The sequence below is a fragment of the Hymenobacter nivis genome (genome assembly GCF_006439025.1).
Lineage (GTDB): Bacteria > Bacteroidota > Bacteroidia > Cytophagales > Hymenobacteraceae > Hymenobacter > Hymenobacter nivis_A.
In genome coordinates this window covers 125,139-145,277 of record NZ_RCYZ01000005.1, presented here as the reverse complement: position 1 = coordinate 145,277, position 20,139 = coordinate 125,139, and the positions used below count along the sequence as shown (strand labels likewise).

General features: G+C 64.8%; 12 protein-coding genes, 1 tRNA gene and 1 pseudogene. 1 reads left to right on the top strand and 13 read right to left on the bottom strand.

Features of this window, described 5'->3' with window-relative positions; translation table 11 throughout:
• Positions 1 to 280 precede the first annotated feature (280 nt).
• Positions 281 to 556 (top strand): hypothetical protein, encoded by a 276-nt coding sequence (locus EAH73_RS13105; RefSeq protein WP_140467237.1) that lies wholly within the window; start codon positions 281 to 283, stop codon positions 554 to 556.
• A gap of 16 nt (positions 557 to 572) precedes the next feature.
• Here EAH73_RS13105 and bglX read toward each other — a convergent pair whose 3' ends face one another.
• The 13 genes and pseudogenes from bglX to EAH73_RS13045 all read right to left on the bottom strand — a co-directional run bounded on the left by bglX (position 573) and on the right by EAH73_RS13045 (position 20,056).
• Complete coding sequence (gene bglX, locus EAH73_RS13100) at positions 573 to 2,903, bottom strand: beta-glucosidase BglX (protein WP_140467235.1); 2,331 nt, start codon at positions 2,901 to 2,903, stop codon at positions 573 to 575.
• Positions 2,904 to 3,051: 148 nt separating this feature from the next.
• Positions 3,052 to 4,803, bottom strand: a complete 1,752-nt coding sequence (locus tag EAH73_RS13095) for a family 43 glycosylhydrolase (RefSeq protein WP_140467233.1) — start codon at positions 4,801 to 4,803, stop codon at positions 3,052 to 3,054.
• A 6-nt stretch (positions 4,804 to 4,809) separates the two neighbouring features.
• Positions 4,810 to 6,195, bottom strand: coding sequence for a glucoamylase family protein (locus EAH73_RS13090; protein ID WP_140467231.1), 1,386 nt, complete (start codon positions 6,193 to 6,195; stop codon positions 4,810 to 4,812).
• 16 nt (positions 6,196 to 6,211) lie between these two features.
• Positions 6,212 to 7,867, bottom strand: coding sequence for a glucoamylase family protein (locus tag EAH73_RS13085; protein ID WP_161599544.1), 1,656 nt, complete (start codon positions 7,865 to 7,867; stop codon positions 6,212 to 6,214).
• A 69-nt stretch (positions 7,868 to 7,936) separates the two neighbouring features.
• A complete protein-coding gene (locus EAH73_RS13080; RefSeq protein WP_140467229.1) occupies positions 7,937 to 9,412 on the bottom strand; it encodes a RagB/SusD family nutrient uptake outer membrane protein in 1,476 nt (491 codons plus the stop codon).
• A gap of 21 nt (positions 9,413 to 9,433) precedes the next feature.
• Positions 9,434 to 12,730 carry a SusC/RagA family TonB-linked outer membrane protein gene (locus EAH73_RS13075; protein WP_140467227.1) on the bottom strand — a complete coding sequence of 1,099 codons (3,297 nt, stop codon included), beginning with the start codon at positions 12,728 to 12,730 and terminating at the stop codon, positions 9,434 to 9,436.
• A 145-nt stretch (positions 12,731 to 12,875) separates the two neighbouring features.
• A complete protein-coding gene (locus tag EAH73_RS13070; protein WP_161599543.1) occupies positions 12,876 to 13,889 on the bottom strand; it encodes a FecR family protein in 1,014 nt (337 codons plus the stop codon).
• Positions 13,890 to 14,052: 163 nt separating this feature from the next.
• The gene (locus tag EAH73_RS13065) at positions 14,053 to 14,664 is read right to left on the bottom strand and encodes an RNA polymerase sigma factor (protein WP_140467223.1); all 612 of its coding nucleotides are present in this window, start codon (positions 14,662 to 14,664) and stop codon (positions 14,053 to 14,055) included.
• Positions 14,665 to 15,004: 340 nt separating this feature from the next.
• Positions 15,005 to 17,053: a malectin domain-containing carbohydrate-binding protein gene (locus EAH73_RS13060; protein WP_240047239.1), complete on the bottom strand. Its 2,049-nt coding sequence runs from the start codon at positions 17,051 to 17,053 to the stop codon at positions 15,005 to 15,007.
• A gap of 213 nt (positions 17,054 to 17,266) precedes the next feature.
• Positions 17,267 to 17,638: pseudogene (locus EAH73_RS24025) on the bottom strand (Ig-like domain-containing protein); the annotation flags it as partial.
• 298 nt (positions 17,639 to 17,936) lie between these two features.
• The gene (locus EAH73_RS13055) at positions 17,937 to 18,530 is read right to left on the bottom strand and encodes a hypothetical protein (protein WP_140467219.1); all 594 of its coding nucleotides are present in this window, start codon (positions 18,528 to 18,530) and stop codon (positions 17,937 to 17,939) included.
• An 88-nt stretch (positions 18,531 to 18,618) separates the two neighbouring features.
• A tRNA-Arg gene (locus EAH73_RS13050) sits at positions 18,619 to 18,690 on the bottom strand.
• A gap of 37 nt (positions 18,691 to 18,727) precedes the next feature.
• Positions 18,728 to 20,056 carry a Pycsar system effector family protein gene (locus EAH73_RS13045; RefSeq protein ID WP_140467217.1) on the bottom strand — a complete coding sequence of 443 codons (1,329 nt, stop codon included), beginning with the start codon at positions 20,054 to 20,056 and terminating at the stop codon, positions 18,728 to 18,730.
• Positions 20,057 to 20,139 lie beyond the last annotated feature (83 nt).

Sequence of the window (20,139 nt, the reverse complement as noted above, 5' to 3'; positions counted from 1 at the left end):
GGGCCCCGGCCGGGCCGGGCACTTGCGCGGGCGGGGCGGCTCACGGCTTGGCAGTTTATTCGTTACCTTCCCCACAGCCAGCGGGTTAGGGCCCCAGCTTACCGGCCGTGGTATGCAGCCCGGCCGCCGCAACGGGGTCTTTGGGGCACCGCGCTCTTCCTTCGGCAATGGCCGGATCGCCCCGTTCTAATTCGAAGCCGCTGCGCCATAAATAAGAGTGGCCCGGCGACTGCAAAAGCCGCTGGGCCACCCCGTTCTAAACCACCTTTTTCCAACCCACATGAAAACTGCCCTGACCTTGATAACCGGCCTGGCTTTGGCGAGCTGGGGGCCCCCCGCCCGTGCCCAAACGGCCCCGGCCAAGCCGCCCCGGTCGGCCGCACCCGCCGCCGCGCCGCTCCCCAAAGTGACCGGCGCGGCTGCCCGCGAGCCCAGCGCGTACCAGGGCCCCCACGTGGTGAAGGACACCAAGGCGCTGGGCCAGAAGTTCATCCGAAACAGCCGCCCGGCCAACGCCCCCGTTGGTAGCAAACCCCGGCCGGTGAAGGAGGAATAAGGGCCCCGCCGGGGCCCTATTGCGTGAGCGTGAACGAGGCCATCTGCACGTCGCGCGAGTTGCTGCCCACCATTACTTGGAACTCGCCGGGCTCGGCCACGAATTTCAAGTCGTCGTTGTAGAACTTCAGGTCCTCCACCGTGAGGTGGAAGGTGAGCTGGCGGCTTTCGCCCTTTTTCAGCAGCACTTTCTGGAAGCTTTTCAGCTCCTGCACCGGGCGGGTGCTGGTGCCTACCACGTCGCGCAGGTACAGTTGCACCACTTCCTCACCGTCGGCTTGGCCGGTGTTCTGCACGGTCACGGCTACGTCGAGGGCCCCGGCCATGCCGATGCTGGCGGCGCTGAGCTTGGGCTTAGATACCGTGAACGTGGTGTAGCTCAGGCCGTAGCCGAAGGGGTAGAGCGGGTCGTTGGGCAGGTCGAGGTAGCGCGACTTGTACTTGTCGAGCAGCACGCCGGCGTAGGGGCGGCCGGTGCTCTTGTGGTTATAGTAGATCGGAATCTGGCCCACGGCGCGCGGAAACGTCATGGTGAGCTTGCCCGAGGGGTTGTAGCGGCCAAACAGCACGTCGGCCACCGCGTTGCCGGCCTGAGTGCCGCCAAACCAGGTTTCGAGCATGGCGCTGGCGTTTTGGTCTTCCCAGGGCAGTGTGAGGGGGCGGCCGTTGCAGAGCACCACCACCAGCGGCTTGCCGGTGGCCTTCAGGGCCTTGAGCAGGTCGAGCTGGCGGCCGGGCAGGCCAATGTCGGCGCGGCTGGCGGCCTCGCCGGTCATGCCTGAGCTTTCGCCCACCACGGCTACGATTACCTCGGCGGCCTGGGCGTTGCGCACGGCCTCGGCAATCTGCTCGTCGGCAGGCCGGGGGTCGGTGTTGAGCTGGGCCCCGTTCTCGTTGAGGCGCTTAATCATCTGGTCGTCCTCCGTCACGTTGGCCCCGTGCGCGTAGCTCACCCGGATGGTGCTGCCGCCCACGTTCTTGATGCCCTGCAGGATGGAAACCGCCTGCTTGCCGTCGCCGGCCCCGCTCCAGGAGCCGATCATGTCCAGGGGCCGGTCGGCCAGCGGGCCCACCACGGCAATGTTGGCCGTGTTTTTCAGCGGCAGCGTCTGGTTCTCATTTTTCAGCAGCACCAGGCTGCGGCGGGCCACGTCGCGGGCGGCCTGCACAAAGGCGGGCTGCATAAGCACCTGCTTGGCGCGGGCTTCGCTCACGCCGTGGTAGGGGTCGGTGAAGAGGCCCAGGCGGTACTTGGCCTCCAGCACGCGGCGGCAGGCCAGGTCCACGTCGGCCTGCTTCACGGTGCCGTCCTTGATGTTCTGGGCTAGGTTTTTCAGGAAAATTTCGCCCACCATGTCCATGTCGATGCCCGCGTTCAGGGCCAGCTCGCTCACCTTCTTGTCGTCGCCCAGGCCGTGGGCGCTCAGCTCGTTGATGGCCGTGTAGTCGGTGGCCACGAAGCCATTAAAGCCCCACTGCGTGCGCAGCAAGTCCGTCATCAGCCACTTGTTGGCCGTGGCCGGAATGCCGTTCACGTCGTTAAACGACGACATGACCGAGCCCACGCCGGCCTCCACGGCGGCGCGGTAGGGGGGCAGGTACTCGTTGTACATGCGCTGGCGGCTCATGTCGGTGGTGTTGTAGTCGCGGCCGGCCTCGGCGGCGCCGTACAGGGCAAAGTGCTTAAGGCAGGCCATCACGTTCTCGGGCCGGGTCATGTCGTTGGTGGGGCCCTGGTAGCCGTGCACCATGGCGCGGGCAATCTGGCTGCCCAGGTAGGGGTCTTCGCCGGCGCCCTCCATCACGCGGCCCCAGCGCGGGTCGCGGGCAATGTCCACCATCGGCGAGTACACCCAGTTGATGCCGTCGGCGGCGGCTTCTTGGCCCGCAATGTGGGCGCTGCGCTCAATGGCGGGCAGGTCCCAGGTGGCGGCCAGGCCCAGCGGCACCGGGAAGATGGTGCGGTGGCCGTGAATCACGTCGAAGCCCAGGATGAGCGGGATGTGCAGGCGCGACTGCTTCACGGCCATTTCCTGGAGCTTGCGGGCCGCCACCGGCGTAAAGGTGTTGAGCACGGCCCCCACCCGGCCCTGCTTGATGTTCTCGTCCACGCCCTGGCTCACCACGGGCCCCGTCACGGTGAAGCCGACGGACACGAGGTTGAGCTGGCCGATTTTCTCCTCGGGCGTCATTTTGCCCAGCAGGTTACTGACGAAGGCCGTCATCTTGGCGTCGGCCGCGGGCAGCGCGGTTTTGGGCGCGGCCGCCTGCTGGGCCGCCGCCGGCAGGGCCCCCAGGCCCAGCGTAAGTAAGAAAAGGGCCGCGCGAATACGGGTAGATTGGGTCATGGGTAAGAAGGGTAGGAGGATGTAAGTTGATGTCGTTATGTAGCGCGGACTTTGTAGTCCGCGGCTCTCGCTTCGTCCTCCCCAGTCGCCCAACGGTAATCGGCAGGACGAAGCGAAGGCCGCGGACTACAAAGTCCGCGCTACAGGTTTACGGCGCGTCTTGCACCTTGGTGGCGGGGCCGGTGCCGGCTTCGTTCACGGCTTCGATGGTGAAATAATAGGGCAAGTCCTTGTCCATGCCTTTGAAGTAGTAATCGGTTTGGCTGTGCACCAAAATGCTGTGGTAAAGCTTATTGGGCGCAATGCCGATGCGGATGTTGTAGGCGTAGGCGTCGCTGGCCGGGGCCCACTTCAGCCAGGCGCTGCGCTTGTCGTGCTCGGTGCGCAGCACCACAAACTCGCGCACCGCCGCCGGCTTGGGGCCCCCGGCGCTGCCGAACACCCGCAGCCCGCTCAGGGCAAACTTGCCGGTGGGCATGTGCACGTTTTCGAGCTTCAAATAACGCGCCTGCACGGCCTGCGGCAGCTCGATATAGTCGTGCGGCACGTCGGTTTTGTTGCGGCTCTTGTCCACCAGCATTTGCCATTTCTGGCCGTCGAGCGAGTACAACAGCTTGTACTGGTGGTAGATGCCGAGCTGCTTGCCCAAGAACTGCGCGTCCTGGTCGGCGTAGTTGATTTGCACGGCGCGCACGGTGCTCACCCGGCCGAGGTCGGTTTGGAACCACTCGCCGGGGCCCCCGGTGGCGGCGCTCCAGTAGGTTTTGATGCTCTCGTCCACCGCCAAGTTCGGGGCGTAGCCGCCGAGCGTGGACGAGGCCCGCACCGGCTTCTGGTAGTTGAGCAGCATCCAGCCGGTGAAGGTGCTCTTGAGGTGGTCGGCGGGGCCCGTGGGCAGGTAGTGCGGGTAGTCGCCAAAGTCGGTGTCGGTGTAGAGCACGCCGTCGGCGTCGAAGCCCGCGGGCCACAGGCCCAGCCGCCGCTCGAAGTTGTTCTTCACCGCCACCACCATTGTCGAAAGGTGCCAGTACGAGCCCCACACGTCCTGGAACGTGTTGCCGTGGCCCGCCCCGCGCGCAAAGCCACCGGGCTTGTAGGCAAACGGGTTGTGGGGCTGCGGCACGAAGGGCCCCAGCGGCTGGTCGGCCACCTGCACGCCGTCGGCGTAGCCGCTGAATTCGGTGCCCGGGGCCCCGTACTGCAGGTAGTACTTGCCGGCGTGCTTGGTCATCCAGGCGCCTTCCATGAACGGGTCAAGGAAGGTGTTGTCCAGGTATTCGCCGAAGCGCTGCCAGCCGAACTGCTTGTCGTTCAGCCCGAACATCTCCTTCTTCTCGCCGATGGGCTGGAAGGTTTTGCGGCTGATCTGCTGGCCGTAGAGCGGGTAGGTGTTCGAGCTGCCCCAGTACAGGTACAGCTTGCCGTCGGTATCGAGGAAGAAATCCGGGTCCCAGGCCCCTACTTGGAACGGGTACACGGCGTGCTTCCACTGGTTGTGCAGCGGGTCGGTGCTCATCCAGAGCGGGAAGTTTTTTTCCTGCGTCGAGCCGAACACCAGCAGCGTGTCGCCCACGGCGCACACGGCCGGCGCGCACAGGTCGTCGTAGGTTTTCAGCCCCGGCGGAATGAAGGTGCGCTCGATGAACTGCCAGTCGTACAGGTCTTTGCTGTGCCAGTAGCCGCGCTGGTTGGTCGAGAACAAGTAGTACGTGCCCTTGAAGAGCGTAATCACCGGGTCGGCCGTGGCGCGGTGCCGCCCCGCGGTTGAGAAGTTCGGGATGGGCGTGTAGCCGTAGTCCAGGTTCAGCGGGTTGCAGTAGGTGCGGCGCGGGGGCCCCGGCTGGGCGCGGGCGGCCCCGGCGGCCAGCAGGCAAAGGAGCAGGAAACGGAGGTGACGCATGGCGGCCTACTTGGGCAGGGGCTTCAATTCCGGGCTTTCGAAGCCCAGCTTGGTGAGGCCGCGCTGCACCTCCGGGGCGCTCATGAAGAGCTTCCAGAGCAGGCCGGTGCGCTGGTTCTCAATCATGGCCACGATGGGGCCCTGGTCGATGGCCAGGTACGACTTGGCGTACCAGTTGTGCTCCTCGCTGTAGGCGTCCACGAAGCCGTAGGGGCCCCAAATTTTGTCGCCCAAGTCGTTGTAGAAGTGCTTGAGGGCCAGCATCGATTCGGCCGGCGCGTAGGGCATGGCCGACAGCGCCGCGGTGGGCGAAATCACGCCCAGGTCTTCGGTGGGCGAGTGGGCGGCGTAGCCCTGGTAACTATCTGATGCCGTGAGGCCCCAGGCGTTGGGGCCGTAGCCTTTGTAGTGCTTGGGGTTGGCCACGCAGTAGGCGCGGTTGATGAGCGTGTGGCGCTGGTTCTGAGCCCAGTAGTCGGCGTGCGCGTCCTTCAGGCCGTGGGGGTTGATGCCCAAAAACGAGTAGTGCGAGAAGAACAAGGGGCCCCCCAGCTCGGGGCCCAGCGGCAGCTGCTGGCCGTAGTAGGTTTTGCCGTTCAGGTAGTCGGGGCCGCTGGCCCAGCCCTGGTCGTACACCGCCTTGTCGATGGCGTAGCGGGGCGAGCCGGCGGCCAGCACGTAGGTTACCAGGGCCTCGTTCCAGCCGTGGAGCTGGTGGTTCATGCTCCAGCCGTTGTTGGGGCTCCAGTGCCAGTACAGCACGTTTTGGCCCTGCGTGAACCAGTTCCACTCCACGCCCTCCCACATCCAGAGTACCTTGTTGCGCACGTTGCTTTCGTCGGGCGTGTCCTTCGTAAAGTACTGGCGGGCGCAGAGCAGGCCCTCGTACAGAAACGACGTTTCTACGATGTCGGCCCCGTCGTCTTTCGGGCTGAAGCGGATGGTGTGGCCCGTGGCGCCGTCGTACCAGTGCGGAAACGCGCCGTGGTACTGGTCGGCCTTCCACAGGAAATTCACGATTTTGCTCACCCGCGCCGCCGCCTGGGCCCGCGTGATCCAGCCGCGCTCGGCGGCCACGATGATGGCCATCAGGCCGAAGCCCGTGCCGCCGGTCGTCACCACCTCGTCGCCGTAGTCGTACGATTTGTTGCTGCGCTCGCGCGCCATGCCGCTCACCGGGTGCCCAAAGTCCCAGAAGTACCGGAACGTTTGGCGCTGCACCTGGTCGAGCAGCTGCTCGTCGGTGAGGTTGCGCGGCCGCTGCCGGGCATCAAAAGCCGCGGTTTTAGTGGGGGTTTTAGCTGCCGGCTTGGCCGGAACGGGCGCCTTTTGAGCTAGCCCAACGGCCGGTACCAAGCCGCTGATTACAAGAGAAAAAAGCCAATGTTTCATGCGAAAGAAGAAAGGGCTAGTTGAGCGTGACGGGCAGCGTGAGGGGCCCCGCGCCGCCGGTGAGGCGCACGGTGTAGTCGCCGGCCGGGGCGGTGGCGCCCAGGGGCACCGTGTACTGGCCTGCGGCCTGCGGCAGGTTGGCCCAGGGCGTTTCCACCACGGTGCCGTCAGCGGCTTCCAGGGTGAGAGTGTAGGGGCCGGCGGCGGCCAGGGCCACAGCCAGCGGGTAGGCTTTTTGGTCGGGGTGCTTCAGCAGGTCGTAGCGGCCGGAGCGGGCCTCGGGCACGGCCAGGTAGAAGCCCGCCGCATAGCTGGGGGCCCCCATGCCGGCCCGCTGCAAGCCGGTTTGCAACTCGGGTATTTTCGTGCCCAGCTGCCAGAGCAAGCCGCTGCGGTAGTTCTCAATCATGGCCACAATGGGGCCCTGGTCGATGGCCAGAAAATCCTGCCCCACCCAGCCCCGCGACGGGTTGTAGGCATCGCGCGGGCCGTACTCGCCGATGAGCTTAGTGGCCAGCGAGCCGTAGTAGTTGCGCAGCGCCTGCATGGCGTAGTAGGGTGCGTAGGGGAACGACGAGAGCGCCGCCGTGGGCGACACCGTGCCGTTGTCGGCCGAGGGCTGGTGGGCCTTGTAGCCGTCGGGGTCGTCGGAGGCGGTGAGGCCCCAGAGGCCGGCCGAGTAGCCGTTGGCCTTGGGGGCGGTGTAGAGGCAGTAAGCGCGGTTGATGAGCGTATGGCTGACGTTTTGCTGCCAGTAGTTGGCGTACTGGTCCTGCATCCGGCGCGGGTCGAGGCTGAGGAACGAGTAGTGCGCGAAGAACAGCGGCCCGCCGTAGAAGGGCCCCAGCGGCAGCTTGTAGCCCTCGCTCACGAGGCCCGCGCCCAGGCCGATGCCCACCCACGTGGCCTGGTACACGGCCGGCGCAATGGCGTGCGTGGGCGAGCCCAGAGCCAGCACGTAGGTTATCAGCGCCTCGTTCCAGCCGCGAATTGGCAGGTTCATGGCCCACTGCGCCGTGGGGCTCCAGTGCCAGTACAGCAGGCCGTCGCCGCGGCTAGCGTACCAGTTCCACTCCACCGATTCCCAGAGCCGGGTGATGGTTTGGCGCAGGGCGGTTTCCTCGGGCCCCCCGCCGTCGTAGTAAGCGCGGGCCACCAGCAGGCCGTTGACCAAGTAGGAAGTTTCCACCAAATCGCCGCCGTTGTCCTGGGCGCTGAACGGAATGACGGCCCCCGTGCTGCCGTTCAGCCAGTGCGGCCAGGCCCCGTGGAAGCGGTCGGCCTTGGCCAAAAAATCGCAGATTTTCTGGGTGCGGGCCACGGCATCGGCGCGGGCCAGCCAGCCGCGGCTCGCGCCCACCACCAGCGCCTGCACCCCAAAGCCAGTGCCGCCGCTCGTCACGATTTCGCCCGACGTGTTCCGCTCGCGCGCCATCCCGCTGATGGGGTGGCCCCCCTCGTAGAAGTAGCGCAGCGTGCCTTGCTGCACTTTATCCAGCAGCAGGCGGTCGGCGGTGGGGTCGGTCACGGTGGGGGTGGCCGGCGCGGTGGGCGGCGGGGTGGGAGCCACCGGGGCGGCGTCGGGCGTTTTCTGGCACGCGCCGGCGGCGGTTAGGGCCCCCACGGCGGCGCCCAGCAAGAGCCGCCGAAAGAATTTGCGCGGGAAGATCAAGGCTGAATGGAAAGGCGATAAAAAAACCTGGGGCCCGTGGGGGCCCCAGGTTAAGGAAAAAAGCAGCGGTTAGTAGCCGGGGTTCTGCGTCAGCTTGCCGCCGCTGAGCGTGATTTGGCTCAGCGGGATGGGCATCAGCTCGTTCTTGCCGTCCACGAAGCTTTTGCCGGCGGCGCGCAGCACGGTGCCGGCGCGGCCCTGGCGCACCAGGTCGAAGAACCGGTCGCCGTACTCCAGGGCCAGCTCTACGCGGCGCTCCTTCCAAATGGCCTGGCGCAGCGCGTCTTGCGACAGCCCGCTGGCCAGCGGGGCCAGCCCGGCCCGCACCCGGATGCGGTTCACGGCCGTCAAAGCCTTAGCGCTCTGGCCCAGCTCGTTGGCGGCCTCGGCATTGATGAGCAGCACCTCGCCCAGGCGCAGCACCCGGATGTTCTGGTCGGCGCCGTAGCCGCAGTCCTTGGGGTACGAGTTGGGCACGTAGGCCTTCATGTTGTAGCGCAGGTTCGAGGCCTGCGGGTCAATCTTGTCGCCGTCGGGCGTGGTGGAGCCGCGCAGCAGAATGGTGCCCAGCTTGCGGCTGTCGCCGGCTTCAAACGCATTCTCCAGGTCGGCGGTGGGGTTGAAAAAGCCCCAGCCGAACTGCGGGCGCACGCCCTGCACCTGGGCCCACTGGTTGTTCGAGGCCCCGCAGTTGCCCACCAGGGTTTGCGACTGAATCTCGAAAATCGACTCGCTGCCGTTTTCGCCCGGGATGCGGAACATCTTGTAGAAGTCCGGCGCCAGCGAGTAGTTCAGGGCCAGCACCTGGTCGGAGGCGCTCAGCGCGTCGGCCCAGTTTTTCTGGTACATTTTCACTTTCGAGAGCAACGCCAGCGCGGCGCCCTTGGTGGCGCGGCCCTGGTCGGCGGCCGAGTACGAGGCGGGCAGCACGGCGGCGGCGGCCGTCAGGTCGCTCACAATGGCGGCGTACACGTCGGCCTTGGGGGCCCGGGCGGGGTTCAGCTCGTCGGGCGTTTCGGCCGGCTTGAGGCTCAGGGGCACGTCGCCGAAGGCCCGCACCAGGTTGAAGTACTGCAAGGCGCGCACAAACTGGGCCTCGGCCACGTAGCGGGCCTTCAGCGTGGCGTCCATCGAGCTGATGCCGGGCACGTTCTGAATCACCTGGTTGCACACGTTGATGCCCTGGTACTGGCCGGTCCAGTAGCCCTCCACGGCCCCGGCCGTGGAGGTGAAGCGGAAGAACACGAACTCGTTCAGGAACTCGGCGTCGCCCGCCACGCTGCCTTTCTCGGCGTCGTCCGAGGTCAGCGTCGTCACGGCCAGCCAGTTGAAGGCCGTCAGGTTCCACTCGCGCAGCTTGCCGTACACGGCGTTGATGGCCAGCGTGGCGTCGGCCTGGGTTTGGAAGAACTGCTCCACCTTGGGCTGCCCCTGGGGGTCCACGTCGAGGTACTTCGAGCACGACGACGCGGCTCCCGCCAGCAGGCCCAAGCCCAGCAACGCCGGCGCGGTGCGCCGGAATAGAAACGATACTTGCTTTTTCATGTGAATAGATGGGCTAAAATGTTAAAAACCAACGTTAATGCCAATGTTGTAAGTTGCCGACAGTGGGTACACGTTCAGGTCGATGCCCGCGTTGGTGGGGGCCCCGCCCACCTCGGGCGTAAAGCCCGAGTACTTGGTCAGCGTCAGGGGGTTCTGGGCGTTGGCGTACAGGCGCAGCGTCTGGGTGTGCAGGGGCCCGGTCACCGTTTTGGGGAAGTTGTAGCCCAACTGCACGTTGCGCAGGCGGATGTAGTCGGCCTTCTCGATGTAGTAGGAGCTCACGTCGAGGTTGGTGCCCGAGAGGTTGGCCGAGGGGGCCGAGTTGGTCGAGCCCGCGCCCGTCCAGCGCGTGTTGTAGAACTCCTTGGTGAAGTTCTCGTTGCCGTAGCGCACTTCGCGCAAGCCGTTGAGCACCTCCACGCCGCCCACGCCCTGGATGTCAATCTGCAAATCGAAGCCTTTATAGCGGAAGTTGGTGTTCACGCCGTAGGTGAAGCGCGGGTTGGGGTTGCCGAGCATCACCTTGTCGCGGTTGTCAATCACGCCGTCGCCGTTCACGTCGCGGTAGCGCAGGTCGCCAGCCTTGGCACCGGGCTGGGCCGAGCCGGTCACGTCTGCCGCGGTCTGGAACACGCCCGCCACTTCGTAGCCATAAAAAGCGCCCAGCGGGGCCCCAATCTGCGACACCGTGGCCAGGTAGCCGGCCACTGGCAGCGAGCCGGCAAACAGCGGGGCCCCACCCGCCGTCGAGAGCACCTTGTTTTGGTTGTATGCCCCGGTCAGGCCCAGGTTGTAGCTGAAGTCGCCGGTGGCGGTGGGGGCCCAGCGCAGGGCCACTTCCACGCCCTGGTTCTGGAAGCTGGCGCTGTTGGAGAGGAAGCCGCCGCTGTTGGTGTAGCCGGGCGAAATCAGCACCGGCACCGGAAACACGGCGTCGATGGTGCGGCGGTTGTAGTAGTCAAACTCGGCCGTCAGCTTGTTGTCCAGGAAGCGCATTTCCACGCCGCCGTCGGCTTCGCGCACGTTTTCCCAACGCAGCTGGGGAGCGGCGCGGGTGCCCACGGTGGCCCCGGGGTAAAATTGCCCGTTGAAGAACGTGCCGTAGCCTGCCCCAAAATCAACCAGCTGGGTGGCAATGTTGCTGCCCGAGAGCTGGCTGTTGCCGAGCACGCCGTAGCTGCCCCGCAATTTCAGGAACGAGAAAATAGAGCTGTTGGCCATGAACGACTCGTCCGACACCACCCAGCCCAGGCCCACCGAGGGGAAGTTGCCGTAGCGCTCGGAGTAGCGGCTCGAGCCGTCGCGCCGGAAGCTGGCCGTCAGCAAGTAGCGCCCCTTGTAGGCGTAGTTGACGCGGGCAAACACCGAGAACAGCTTGTACAGGTCGATGGGGTTGGTGAGCGAAGCCGTGTTCTGGGTGCCCAGCCCGAAGTAGTAGAAGTCCGACGTGGGGGCCTGCACCCCGTTGATGGAGCCGTTGATTTCTTCGGTGCGGTAGCGCAGGGCCGTGGTGCCGCCCAGCACCGTCAGGTGGTGGTCGGTGCCAAACGAGCGGTCGTAGGTGAGGGTGTTCTCCCACTGGATCTGGCTGTTCTGCCCGTTGCCCTTGCGCAGCGTGTTGCCCCGGTACACCTGCACGGTGGTCAGCGAGTCGGCCTTCAGGTAGTTATAAAACTTGGTGCTGCCGTAGTTGATGCCCACGCTGGTGCGGAACGTGAAGTACTGCAGGAAGTTGAACGAGGCAAACACGCTGCTCACCAGGTTCTGGCGCTGCGACTGCTGGTTGTAGTAGTCGAGCGTGCCCTGGGGGTTCGAGAAGCTGCCGAGGCCCGTGCCGATCAGGCCCGGGTCGCCGTAGCGCCCGCTGGGCAGAAACGGCTGCACCACCGGCGGCGCCACGTAGCCCTGGTAGAAGATGTCACTCGGCACATCGGTCGATTTCACGTTGGAAAACAGCACGTTGTAGCCCAGCTTGATGTGGTCGGTAGCACTGAAGTCCGTTTGCAGGCGCGCCGTGATGCGCTCAAAATCGTTCTTCTTGATGATGCCCTGCTGCTTGAGGTACGAGCCGCTGAAGGCGTATGAAATCTTGTCCGAGCCCCCGCTCAGGCTGAGCTGGTGGTTGGTAATGAGGGCCTTGCGCGAGAGCTGGTTGAACCAGTCCGTCGAGGGCAGGTCGGTGGCCAGGTTGCTGCTGGCCGGGGCCCCCTGCAGGGCGTTCTTCTCGTTATAAAGCGTGGCGTACTCCGAGGCGTTGGCCATCTCCACCTTGTTCGTCACGCTTTGCACGCCCACGAAGCCGTTGTAGTTGATGCGCGGGGCCCCCGACTGGCCGCGCCGGGTGGTCACCAGAATCACGCCGTTGGCGGCCTGAATGCCGTAGATGGACGCGCTGGCCGCGTCCTTCAGCACCTCAATCGAGGCAATGTCGTCCTGGTTGAGGAAGCTCAAATCGGCCCCCTGCGGCAGAAACGTGCCGTCGACCACGTACAGCGGCGACACGCCTCCGATGGAGCCCGTGCCGCGCACCCGAATTTGCGGGGCCCCGCCCGGCGTGCCCGAGTTGGTGATCTGCACGCCCGAAACCTTGCCTTGCAGCGAGCTGACCGGGTTTTGCGACGACTGGTTCACCAGCTCGGCGCCTTTCACCGAAGCAATGGCCCCGGTTACTTCGCGCTTCACCTGGGTGCCGTAGCCCACCACCACCACGTCGTTCAGCGTTTGCGAGGCCGCGGCCTCAAACTTCACGTCCACCGTAGTGCGGCCGTTGAGCGGCACTTCCTGGGCCGTGTAGCCCACGAAGCTGAACACCAGCGTGGCCCCCGTGGGCGCGTTGATGGTGTAAGTGCCGTCGGCCCCGGTGGCGGTGCCCACGCTGGTGCCCTTCACGATGACGTTCACGCCGGGCAGGGCCTCGCCCTTCTCGTCTACCACGCGGCCCGTTACGGGCGCGTCGGCGGCGGGGCGCAGCACAATGCCCTCAGCCGTAAGGGTGTAGCGGATGCGCAGCGGCTCGAGCAGCGCCACCAGCACCTCGCCCAGCGGCTGGCCCGCGGCCTTGAGGCTCACGTGGCGGCCGGCCCCGATGAGCTGGCGGCTGTACTGGAAGCGCGCATCGGTCTGCTTCTCGATGTCGGCCAGCACGGTGTACACCGTGGCGTCCTGGGCGTTGAGGGTAACGGCCTGCTTGAGCGACGGTTGTGCGGCCGTCGGGTTGGCCATGGCCATGCTGCTGAGCAGCGTAATGCACAGCGGCTGAAGCAGCGCAGCGCGTTTGAGAGAGGGCAGGGCCGGCGAAAAAAGTAGCCTTGGTTGCATAGGGAAAAAGAAAAAGTGAATCGGTGGGCAAAGCCGCTAAGCGGCGCAAAAAGCAGGGCGGGCCGCCTCCGGAAGCGGCGGGCACCGGGCCGGCCGGGGCCTGGCGTGCAAACGATTGCAGTGAATATACATCATTTAAAGAAGATTATATTGGCTGGCAGCCGGCTGAGTGGAAGGTGATTTCCGCATCGGCCTGGGTGTAGGTGGCGCCCGTGGCCAGGCACAGCGCGTCGAGCTTGGCAAAGAGCGAGGCCTGGCCGTGCAAATTCAGGTTCACGGTGCAGCCCGCCACCGCCGCGGGCCGGTAGCGGATGGGCACGCCGTAGGCCGCTTGCAGGGCTCCCAGCACCTCGGCCACCGGCCGGTTGTCGTAGGCAAAGGGCTGCGGGGCCAGCTGGGCGGGCTGGGGCACCAGCTCGCGGCGCAGCTGCTGCCGTTTTGGCGCGTACACGGCCTGCTGGTTGGGCAGCAGCACCAGGGGCGCGGCCGGGGCCCCCGGGGCAGCGGTGGCGGCTGGGGCCTCCGGGGCAGTTGCCAGCGGCTGCACCCGCACGCGGCCCGTGCGCACCTGCACCACGGTTTCGGCCTGCTGCGGGTAGGCCCGCACCCGGAAGCTGGTGCCCAGCACGCGGGTTTCTAAATCAGTAGTAAGCACCCGGAAGGGGTGGGCCGCGTCGTGCGCCACCCGGAAAAATGCCTCCCCGCGCAGGTACACTGCCCGCTGCCCGCCGGCAAAGCCGGGGCGGTAGCGCAGCCGGCTGCCGGGCTCCAGGGCCACGGCGCTGCCGTCGGGCAGCAGCACCTGCTGGGTGCGGGCCGTGGCGTTGGCGCGCTCCTGCCAGGCCACCGGGGCCCCGGCGGGGCGCGGCCGGGGGGCCAGCAGGCCGCTGCCCACCCCCAGGCCCACGGCCACGGCCGCCGCGGCCAGCCAGTGCCAGCCGCTGGGGGCCCCGGCGGCCGGCCGCGCCGCTACCAGCGGGGCGGGCCGCAACCGTTGCCACAGCCGGCGGCGCAACGCTTCGCGCTCGTCCGCGGCCAGAACGGGCTCCGGGCCGTCGGGCTGGGCGGCGTACCAAGCCTCCACGGCCCGCGTTTCGGCGGGCGTGCAGGCCCCTTGGCGGTAGCGATGCAGCAGGGCTTGGAGGGCGGGGTCGGTCATGGGGAGCGGCCGGCGGGGCCGGGTTCGTGCTAGTAAGTCGGGGAAACGTGCCATACCCCTGGCCACCCCGCAAAAAAAAATATTGGCGGCCCCCGCCCGGGGCCCCACCGAAGCCCCCGGCCGGGGCCCCGGGGCGCGGCTCAGGCCCCCGCGCGCCGGGGCCCTAGCAGCACCACCACAGCGCCAGCAGCACGAAGTCGCGCAGGCTCACGCGCAGCAGCTTGAGGGCGCGGGTGAGGTGGTACTCCACGGTTTTGGGCGAGAGGTTGAGGCGGCTGGCGATTTCCGGCACCGAGCGGTGCTCGAAGCGGCTGAGCCGGAACACGGCCTGGGTGTGGGCCGGCAGCTGGAGCAGGCCGTCCAGCAGCGCGGCCGACAAGTCGCTGGCTGCCAACGATTGCTCGGTGCTGCTGTCGGCCTCAGGGGCGTGGGCGCGTTGGTGGTCGAGGTAGTGGGTGTAGGCCAGGCGGGCGCGCAGCGCGTCGATGGTGCGGAAGCGGGCCGCGCCCAGTAGGTAGCTTTTCAGGTGCTCGATGGCCAGCTGGGCCCGCCGCTGCCAGAGGGCGGCCAGCACGTCGTGCACCACTTCCTCGGCCAGCTCGGCGGCCCCCAGCTTGCGGTAGGCCGCCGCGTAAAGCTCGTACCAGTACCGCTCGTAGATCTCGGCAAAGGCCGCCTCGGCCCCACTGCCGCCCAGCGCCTGCACCAGGGCCGCGTCGTCGTGGCCGGCCAGGGGCCGGGGCACGCGGGGCGCAGACGAAGCGAACAGGGGCATACGCAAGCAGGGAAATCGGCCGCAATTGCGCTACCGAAACTGGAACAAAAGAAACCGAATTATTTCGCCTAACCGCCCAAGCTCCACCGCCGATGTGGTTGATTTGTCGAAAATAATGGTAGAATAATGAGTGGGCGCTGAATAAAAGTGCCCGCCCGCGCCCCAAGGCGCGGCGGGCATTACTTACGAAAGAATAAAGGTTCTGGGCAGACTTACTTCTTCCTGCGCTAACGATCTCACAATTCGATTCGGCCCACTCTCCGGTTTGGCCCGCGCCAAGCCATGCACCTGCTTAGGTATGGCCTAAAACAAAAAGGTGTCTTGGCGCACACCGCTAGCCCTAGCGCACAATTAGTTTTTGGGCAATGCGCTGGCCATCGGCGGTGCGTAACACCAGCTGGTAAAGGCCAGTCTTCGCTTCTTCAAGCTGCACAGGTACTTGGTTGGGGCCCGCATGCAGTTGCACTTCCTGCTCGTGCACCGTGCGACCGAGCTGGTCCACCAGGGTTAGGGTGCTGGCCTGTGCCTGGGGGGCCGTGTATGCCAGCGTGAACCGGCCGGCGGTTACCGGGTTCGGGTAGGGTTGCAAAACGAACACTGGTCTTGGGCTAGCCATGCCTTTTGCAGCCAGGGCCCCGCGGCTACTAGCTGCCGGCAGCACTTCCACCGCGGATAGCTTGGCTTGGTCGCGGCCACCGCTCAGGTACGGCACCTGCAAATCGAGGTTGAGTAGCCCATCAGTCACATTTACAACGAATGTTTCGGTAGTGGCGGTGAGAGGGCCAACCTTGGCAACAATGTCGAAATTGGTGCGCACGGTCGTGTTCTCCAAGACGATGTTAAATACCCGCTGACCGGCCTGGGTCCAATAAGTTTCGGCGAAGTGCAAAACCACGCGATAGGCGCCATTGGCTACCGGCACCGCATAGCTAAGTTGGCCGTTTGTGCTATACCGCTCGCTCTGATACAGGGCGTCGTCATCGGTGCCGGCAATGGCAGCTGCAGTTGTTGCGGTGGCGCTAGCTGCCGCGAAGTACTGGTCGGCGGCAAAGGCATCACGCGAGGTTGTCAGGGCGGGGCCCCCGGCATTCAAGCGCACGGGGCCGGCAATGATGGGTATAACTTCCACCGCGGAGAGCTTGGCCTGGTCGCGGCCGCCGCTCAGGTACGGCACCCGCAAGTCCAGGTTCAAAAAGCCATCGGTTACGTTTACAGCGAATGTTTCGGTAGTTGCGGTGAGAGGGCCAACTTTGGCGACGATGTCGAAATTGGTGCGCACCGTGGTGCCTTCTAGCTCGATGTTAAATACGCGTTGACCGGGCTGGGTCCAGTACGTTTCGGCAAAGTGCAGTACCACTGTGTACCGGCCGTTGGCCACGGGCACGGCGTAACCGAGTTGGCCGTTCGTGCTGTACCGCTCGCTCTGATAGAGGGCGTCATCGTCGGTGCCGGCAATGGCGGCCGTGACACGGGCCGTGGAGCTGGAAGCCGAGAAATACTGGTCGGCAGCAAACTGCCCCCGGCTCGTGCTAAGGCCCCCGCCACCGGCGTTAAAGCGACGCACAATCCCAGGCGCTGGCAAGGGTTGGTTCAGCCGCACGCTCACCAATTGGTTAACGCCGTCGTACGCGGTAGCCAAAAAATCTAGTGTATTGTCACCGTTCAAGTCGCTCACAGCTACGCCGCTGTTACTTAATTGGCCATCCAGTGCTACGGCTTGTCCGCTGCTGAAAGTGCCTGCGCCATTGTTGAGACGCACGGTGAGCGTCGCAGAATTATTGCCTCCCGTTAGCAAATCCAAGTCGCCGTCGCCGTCAACGTCGCCAACTGCCATGTCGTAGCTATTGGCCGCTATCTGCTGGCCGTTGCTAAACTGGCCAAGGCCATTGTTCAGGTACACGCTCACCGTGCCCCCAGCCGTTAGCAGGTCTAAATCCCCGTCGCCGTCAATGTCGCCGAAGTGGGGTTCGCCCGGCGCACCAATCTCAAAACCGCCAGTGAAAACGCCCTGTCCGTTATTGAGCCGGACACTGCCCACCGTAGCTAAATCCAAATCCCCGTCGTTGTCTACGTCACCCAACGTTACCCGGTAGGGAGTGTTGGCCGCCACCGACGACCGGTACGTGAAGCTTCCGGCTCCATTGTTTAGGTACACCTCCGCCCCCGGCTCGCCCTGCACGTGCACGTCAACCACGTCCAGGTCGCCATCGGCGTCTACATCGCCCAGCGCAAGCTGCTGCGTGAACCTACCTGCCCTGAATACTTGGCCACTGCTAAAAATGCCGGCCCCATCGTTGAAAAGAACGCGTACATCGCTCTCAAGGCTAGGATTAAGCGACTGAATAGCAAGCAAATCCAAGTCGCCGTCACTGTCCAGGTCGCCCAGCACAGTGCCGCCTACGGTGGGTTGCGGGCCGGGGGTGAAGCTCCCGCTTCCATCGTTGAGGCGTATGCCACCGTCACTTACAAAGTCCAGGTCTCCATCCCCATCTATATCGCCTGTGGCTATTGGATTGTAGGAGGAACTAAGGCTTGCTAAGACGCTGGCTGCTGGGGTAAAAGTACCCGAACTTGGAGCGGTAGCCGCGTTGAACTGAAATACTTGCGGTTGCGCTACGGATTGGCCATTAATGTTTTGCACACCGATAGTGACGGTGGCGTACACGGTTTCGCCCGCTTTGAAGTCTGTGGCAGGTTCGAAGGTGAGTGTGTTGCCCTTCACCGTGGTTGTGCCCGCTTTGCGGCCCCCGGCTTGCTGGCTAAACACGCGCACGGCCTGCTGCGTGGCAAGCGTGCTGCCAAGCGGTTGGCTAAAGGTGGCCGCTACCGTAGTTGCGCGCGGCGCGGCGGGGGCATTGTGAGTGGGCAACAAAGCCGTAAGGGTGGGGCCCTGGGCTTGGGCCACGGTACTTAAGCCAAGCAGTAAGCCCGTGCTTAGAAAACGGGCCGTCCAAGCTGCTGATCTCCCAGCCATCGTGTGCGATAAATGGGTAGAGACGAAAGACATAGCGTAACAAGAATGAGAGTGGAAAAGAAGGAGGATCAGCCTCGTTTTACCAACACGTTCGCTTCCTGCCGAGGTGATGTAAATATAATAATACGATTAATAAAATATAATTAATCAGGCAAACTATTCTGCTAGTGATTCAATCCACCTGCTTCAAACTGTTTGCTGAGCTGCTGAATGGCGGGACCCACTAATTTTTTGCCGAAAGCCCTCCTGGGTGCCCTGCATTGGCCTCAAGCCTTTGGCGGGCCTACCTCCTTAAATATTAACGCTTTTGCAGCTCGATGCGGTTCACGCTCCGGCCCAGCCCGCGCCAACCCATGCTGGGTTGCCCGGGCGTCGTTTCTAGGTAAAAATAGCCTTGCAATATCCCCAGGTCCATTAGGAACCGCTCGTCTGCATCCGGCGGATACGAGCCAACCGGCCGGTTGAAGTCAAGCGCGAATAGGGCCTGGGGCCCCAGGTGTGTTTGAGCATAATCGGAGGTAACGCGAAGGGAGATATACACCGGGAATGTTTTGCCGTTGTACTGCAAGATGCCCTCAAACTCGCCGTATTGCGGGTCGCGCGGGGTGGAGCGTGAAGTCAGAGCCGGCTCCAGGTTTAGTATGGCAAAATTTTGAAAAACAGTGTCTTTAGTTACGGCTGCGCTGATTTGAGGGGAGACATTATTTAGGCGCATAACGGCGACGCGGCGCAGGTCCCACGTCCCCGTTAGCTGGGGCTTCAGCTGCTGCATGAGGGTGATGCCTTCCTGCCGATAGTCGGTTTTGGGGGCGGCGTCCGGGGCTTTGCTGCACTGGCCAAATAGGGGCCCTATGGCCAGCAGGAGCAGCCGGCGGGAGTAGCGATTTTTCATAGCGGTTGGGAAGGAAGAGAGCAAAAAAATAGCAGTGCTTCCTGAAACCAGAAACACTGCTAAGTAAGCTGCAAACGAACGCGTTGAGTGGCCCCGGCGAGAATCGAACTCACATCTAAAGTTTAGGAAACCCTTGTTCTATCCGTTGAACTACGGGGCCGTGCTTGCGGGCAAAAGTACGGCCCGCGGGGCGGTTTTTACGACTTATAGGCCAGCACGATGCAGAAGGAGAGTACCGTGAGAATGAGGCCCACCATGAAAACGGAGTAGCTTTTGCGCAGCAGGCCGTACTTGCGGGCCAGCACCTCGCCGAGGTAGTACACGTCGGTGACCATGTTGGTGTAGAGCATGTCCTTTTCGCGCATCAGGTCGCGCATGCCGGCCTGGAAGTTGTCGAGGCTGAGCTTGGTGAAGTTGCCAAAAAAGAGCAGGTTTACGCGGCGGTTGGTGGCAATTTCGGGGCTCTTCTTCAGCCACTTAAAGCTCGTCACGTCGGGCTGGGCCGAGAGGATGGCCGTGACCACCGAGCCCAGCGAAGTGAGCAGCAAAATGCCCATCGGCACGGCCAGCATGGGGTTGCGGGTGAAGGAGGGCCCCAGGGCCGAGCTTTTGGCCCCCAGGTAGGTGATGATGACCGAGAGCAGCACGGCGTTGAGCGAAATCATCATGCTGGCCTTTTTGTCGGCCATGTCGCTCAGCTTCATGTGGTTGCTGTACATGGTGCGGAACATCGTTTCGATGCCGCGCTTGGGCTCGGCGAAGGTGCCGGTTTGGGCCTCGGTGCGCTTCTTGGCCTTCTTGCCAATCTTCTTGAGGTCTTTGCGCTGCGCCTTCTTGTTGGCCTTGAAGTCTTTGTTGTAGCGCGCCTGGCCGGCCTCGGAGTGGTAGTGGTGGGAGCGCATGAAGGTGAGCTGGAGCTCGGCCCACTCCTCGCTGGAGTAGGCCTGGCCCAGGGCCACCTCCCACTCGGTGCGCAGCAGCTCGGCGCTGGCCTGGAAGTCTTCGCGGGCCAGGTTGCTCATGTCGGCGTCCACGAGCAGCTTTTGTAGCTCGGTTTCGGCCGGCTCGTCGCGGTGCGTGGCCCGGATGAGGCTCTGCACCAGCTCGATGCGTTCGGCGGGTACGCCCTGGGTGGCCAGCCAGGCGGCGGCGCGCTCCATCGAGCGGTACTCGTGGCCGTCGTACACGTCGAGGTAGCCGGTGTCGTGCCACCAGGCCGCTACCAGCAGCGCCTCGGTGTCGGGGGCCCCCAGGCCGGCGGCGGCGGCCAGCGCCCGGGCCTCCTTGGCCACGGTGGCGGTGTGGCGCAGGGTGTGGTAGGTGAGGGTAGGGGCGAGTTGGGTTTCGAGCAGGGGCACCACGGCGGCGCGTGCGGCCTCTACCAGGGGCGAGAGCGCGGGCTTGTCGGGCTTAGCGGGCTTGTCGGCTTTACCGGCCTTGGGTGGGTTGCCGGCAGCGGCGGCCGGGGCCCCCGCCGGGGCGGGTGGGGCGGCGGGCGGAGCGGCGGGGAGGGGGAAGGTTTCCATGCGGGGGCGAAGCAAAAGGGCCGCGCAACTGCCTTAAACGCAGGCGCGGCCAGGCAAGTTAAACCCGGCGGCGCGGGCAGGCG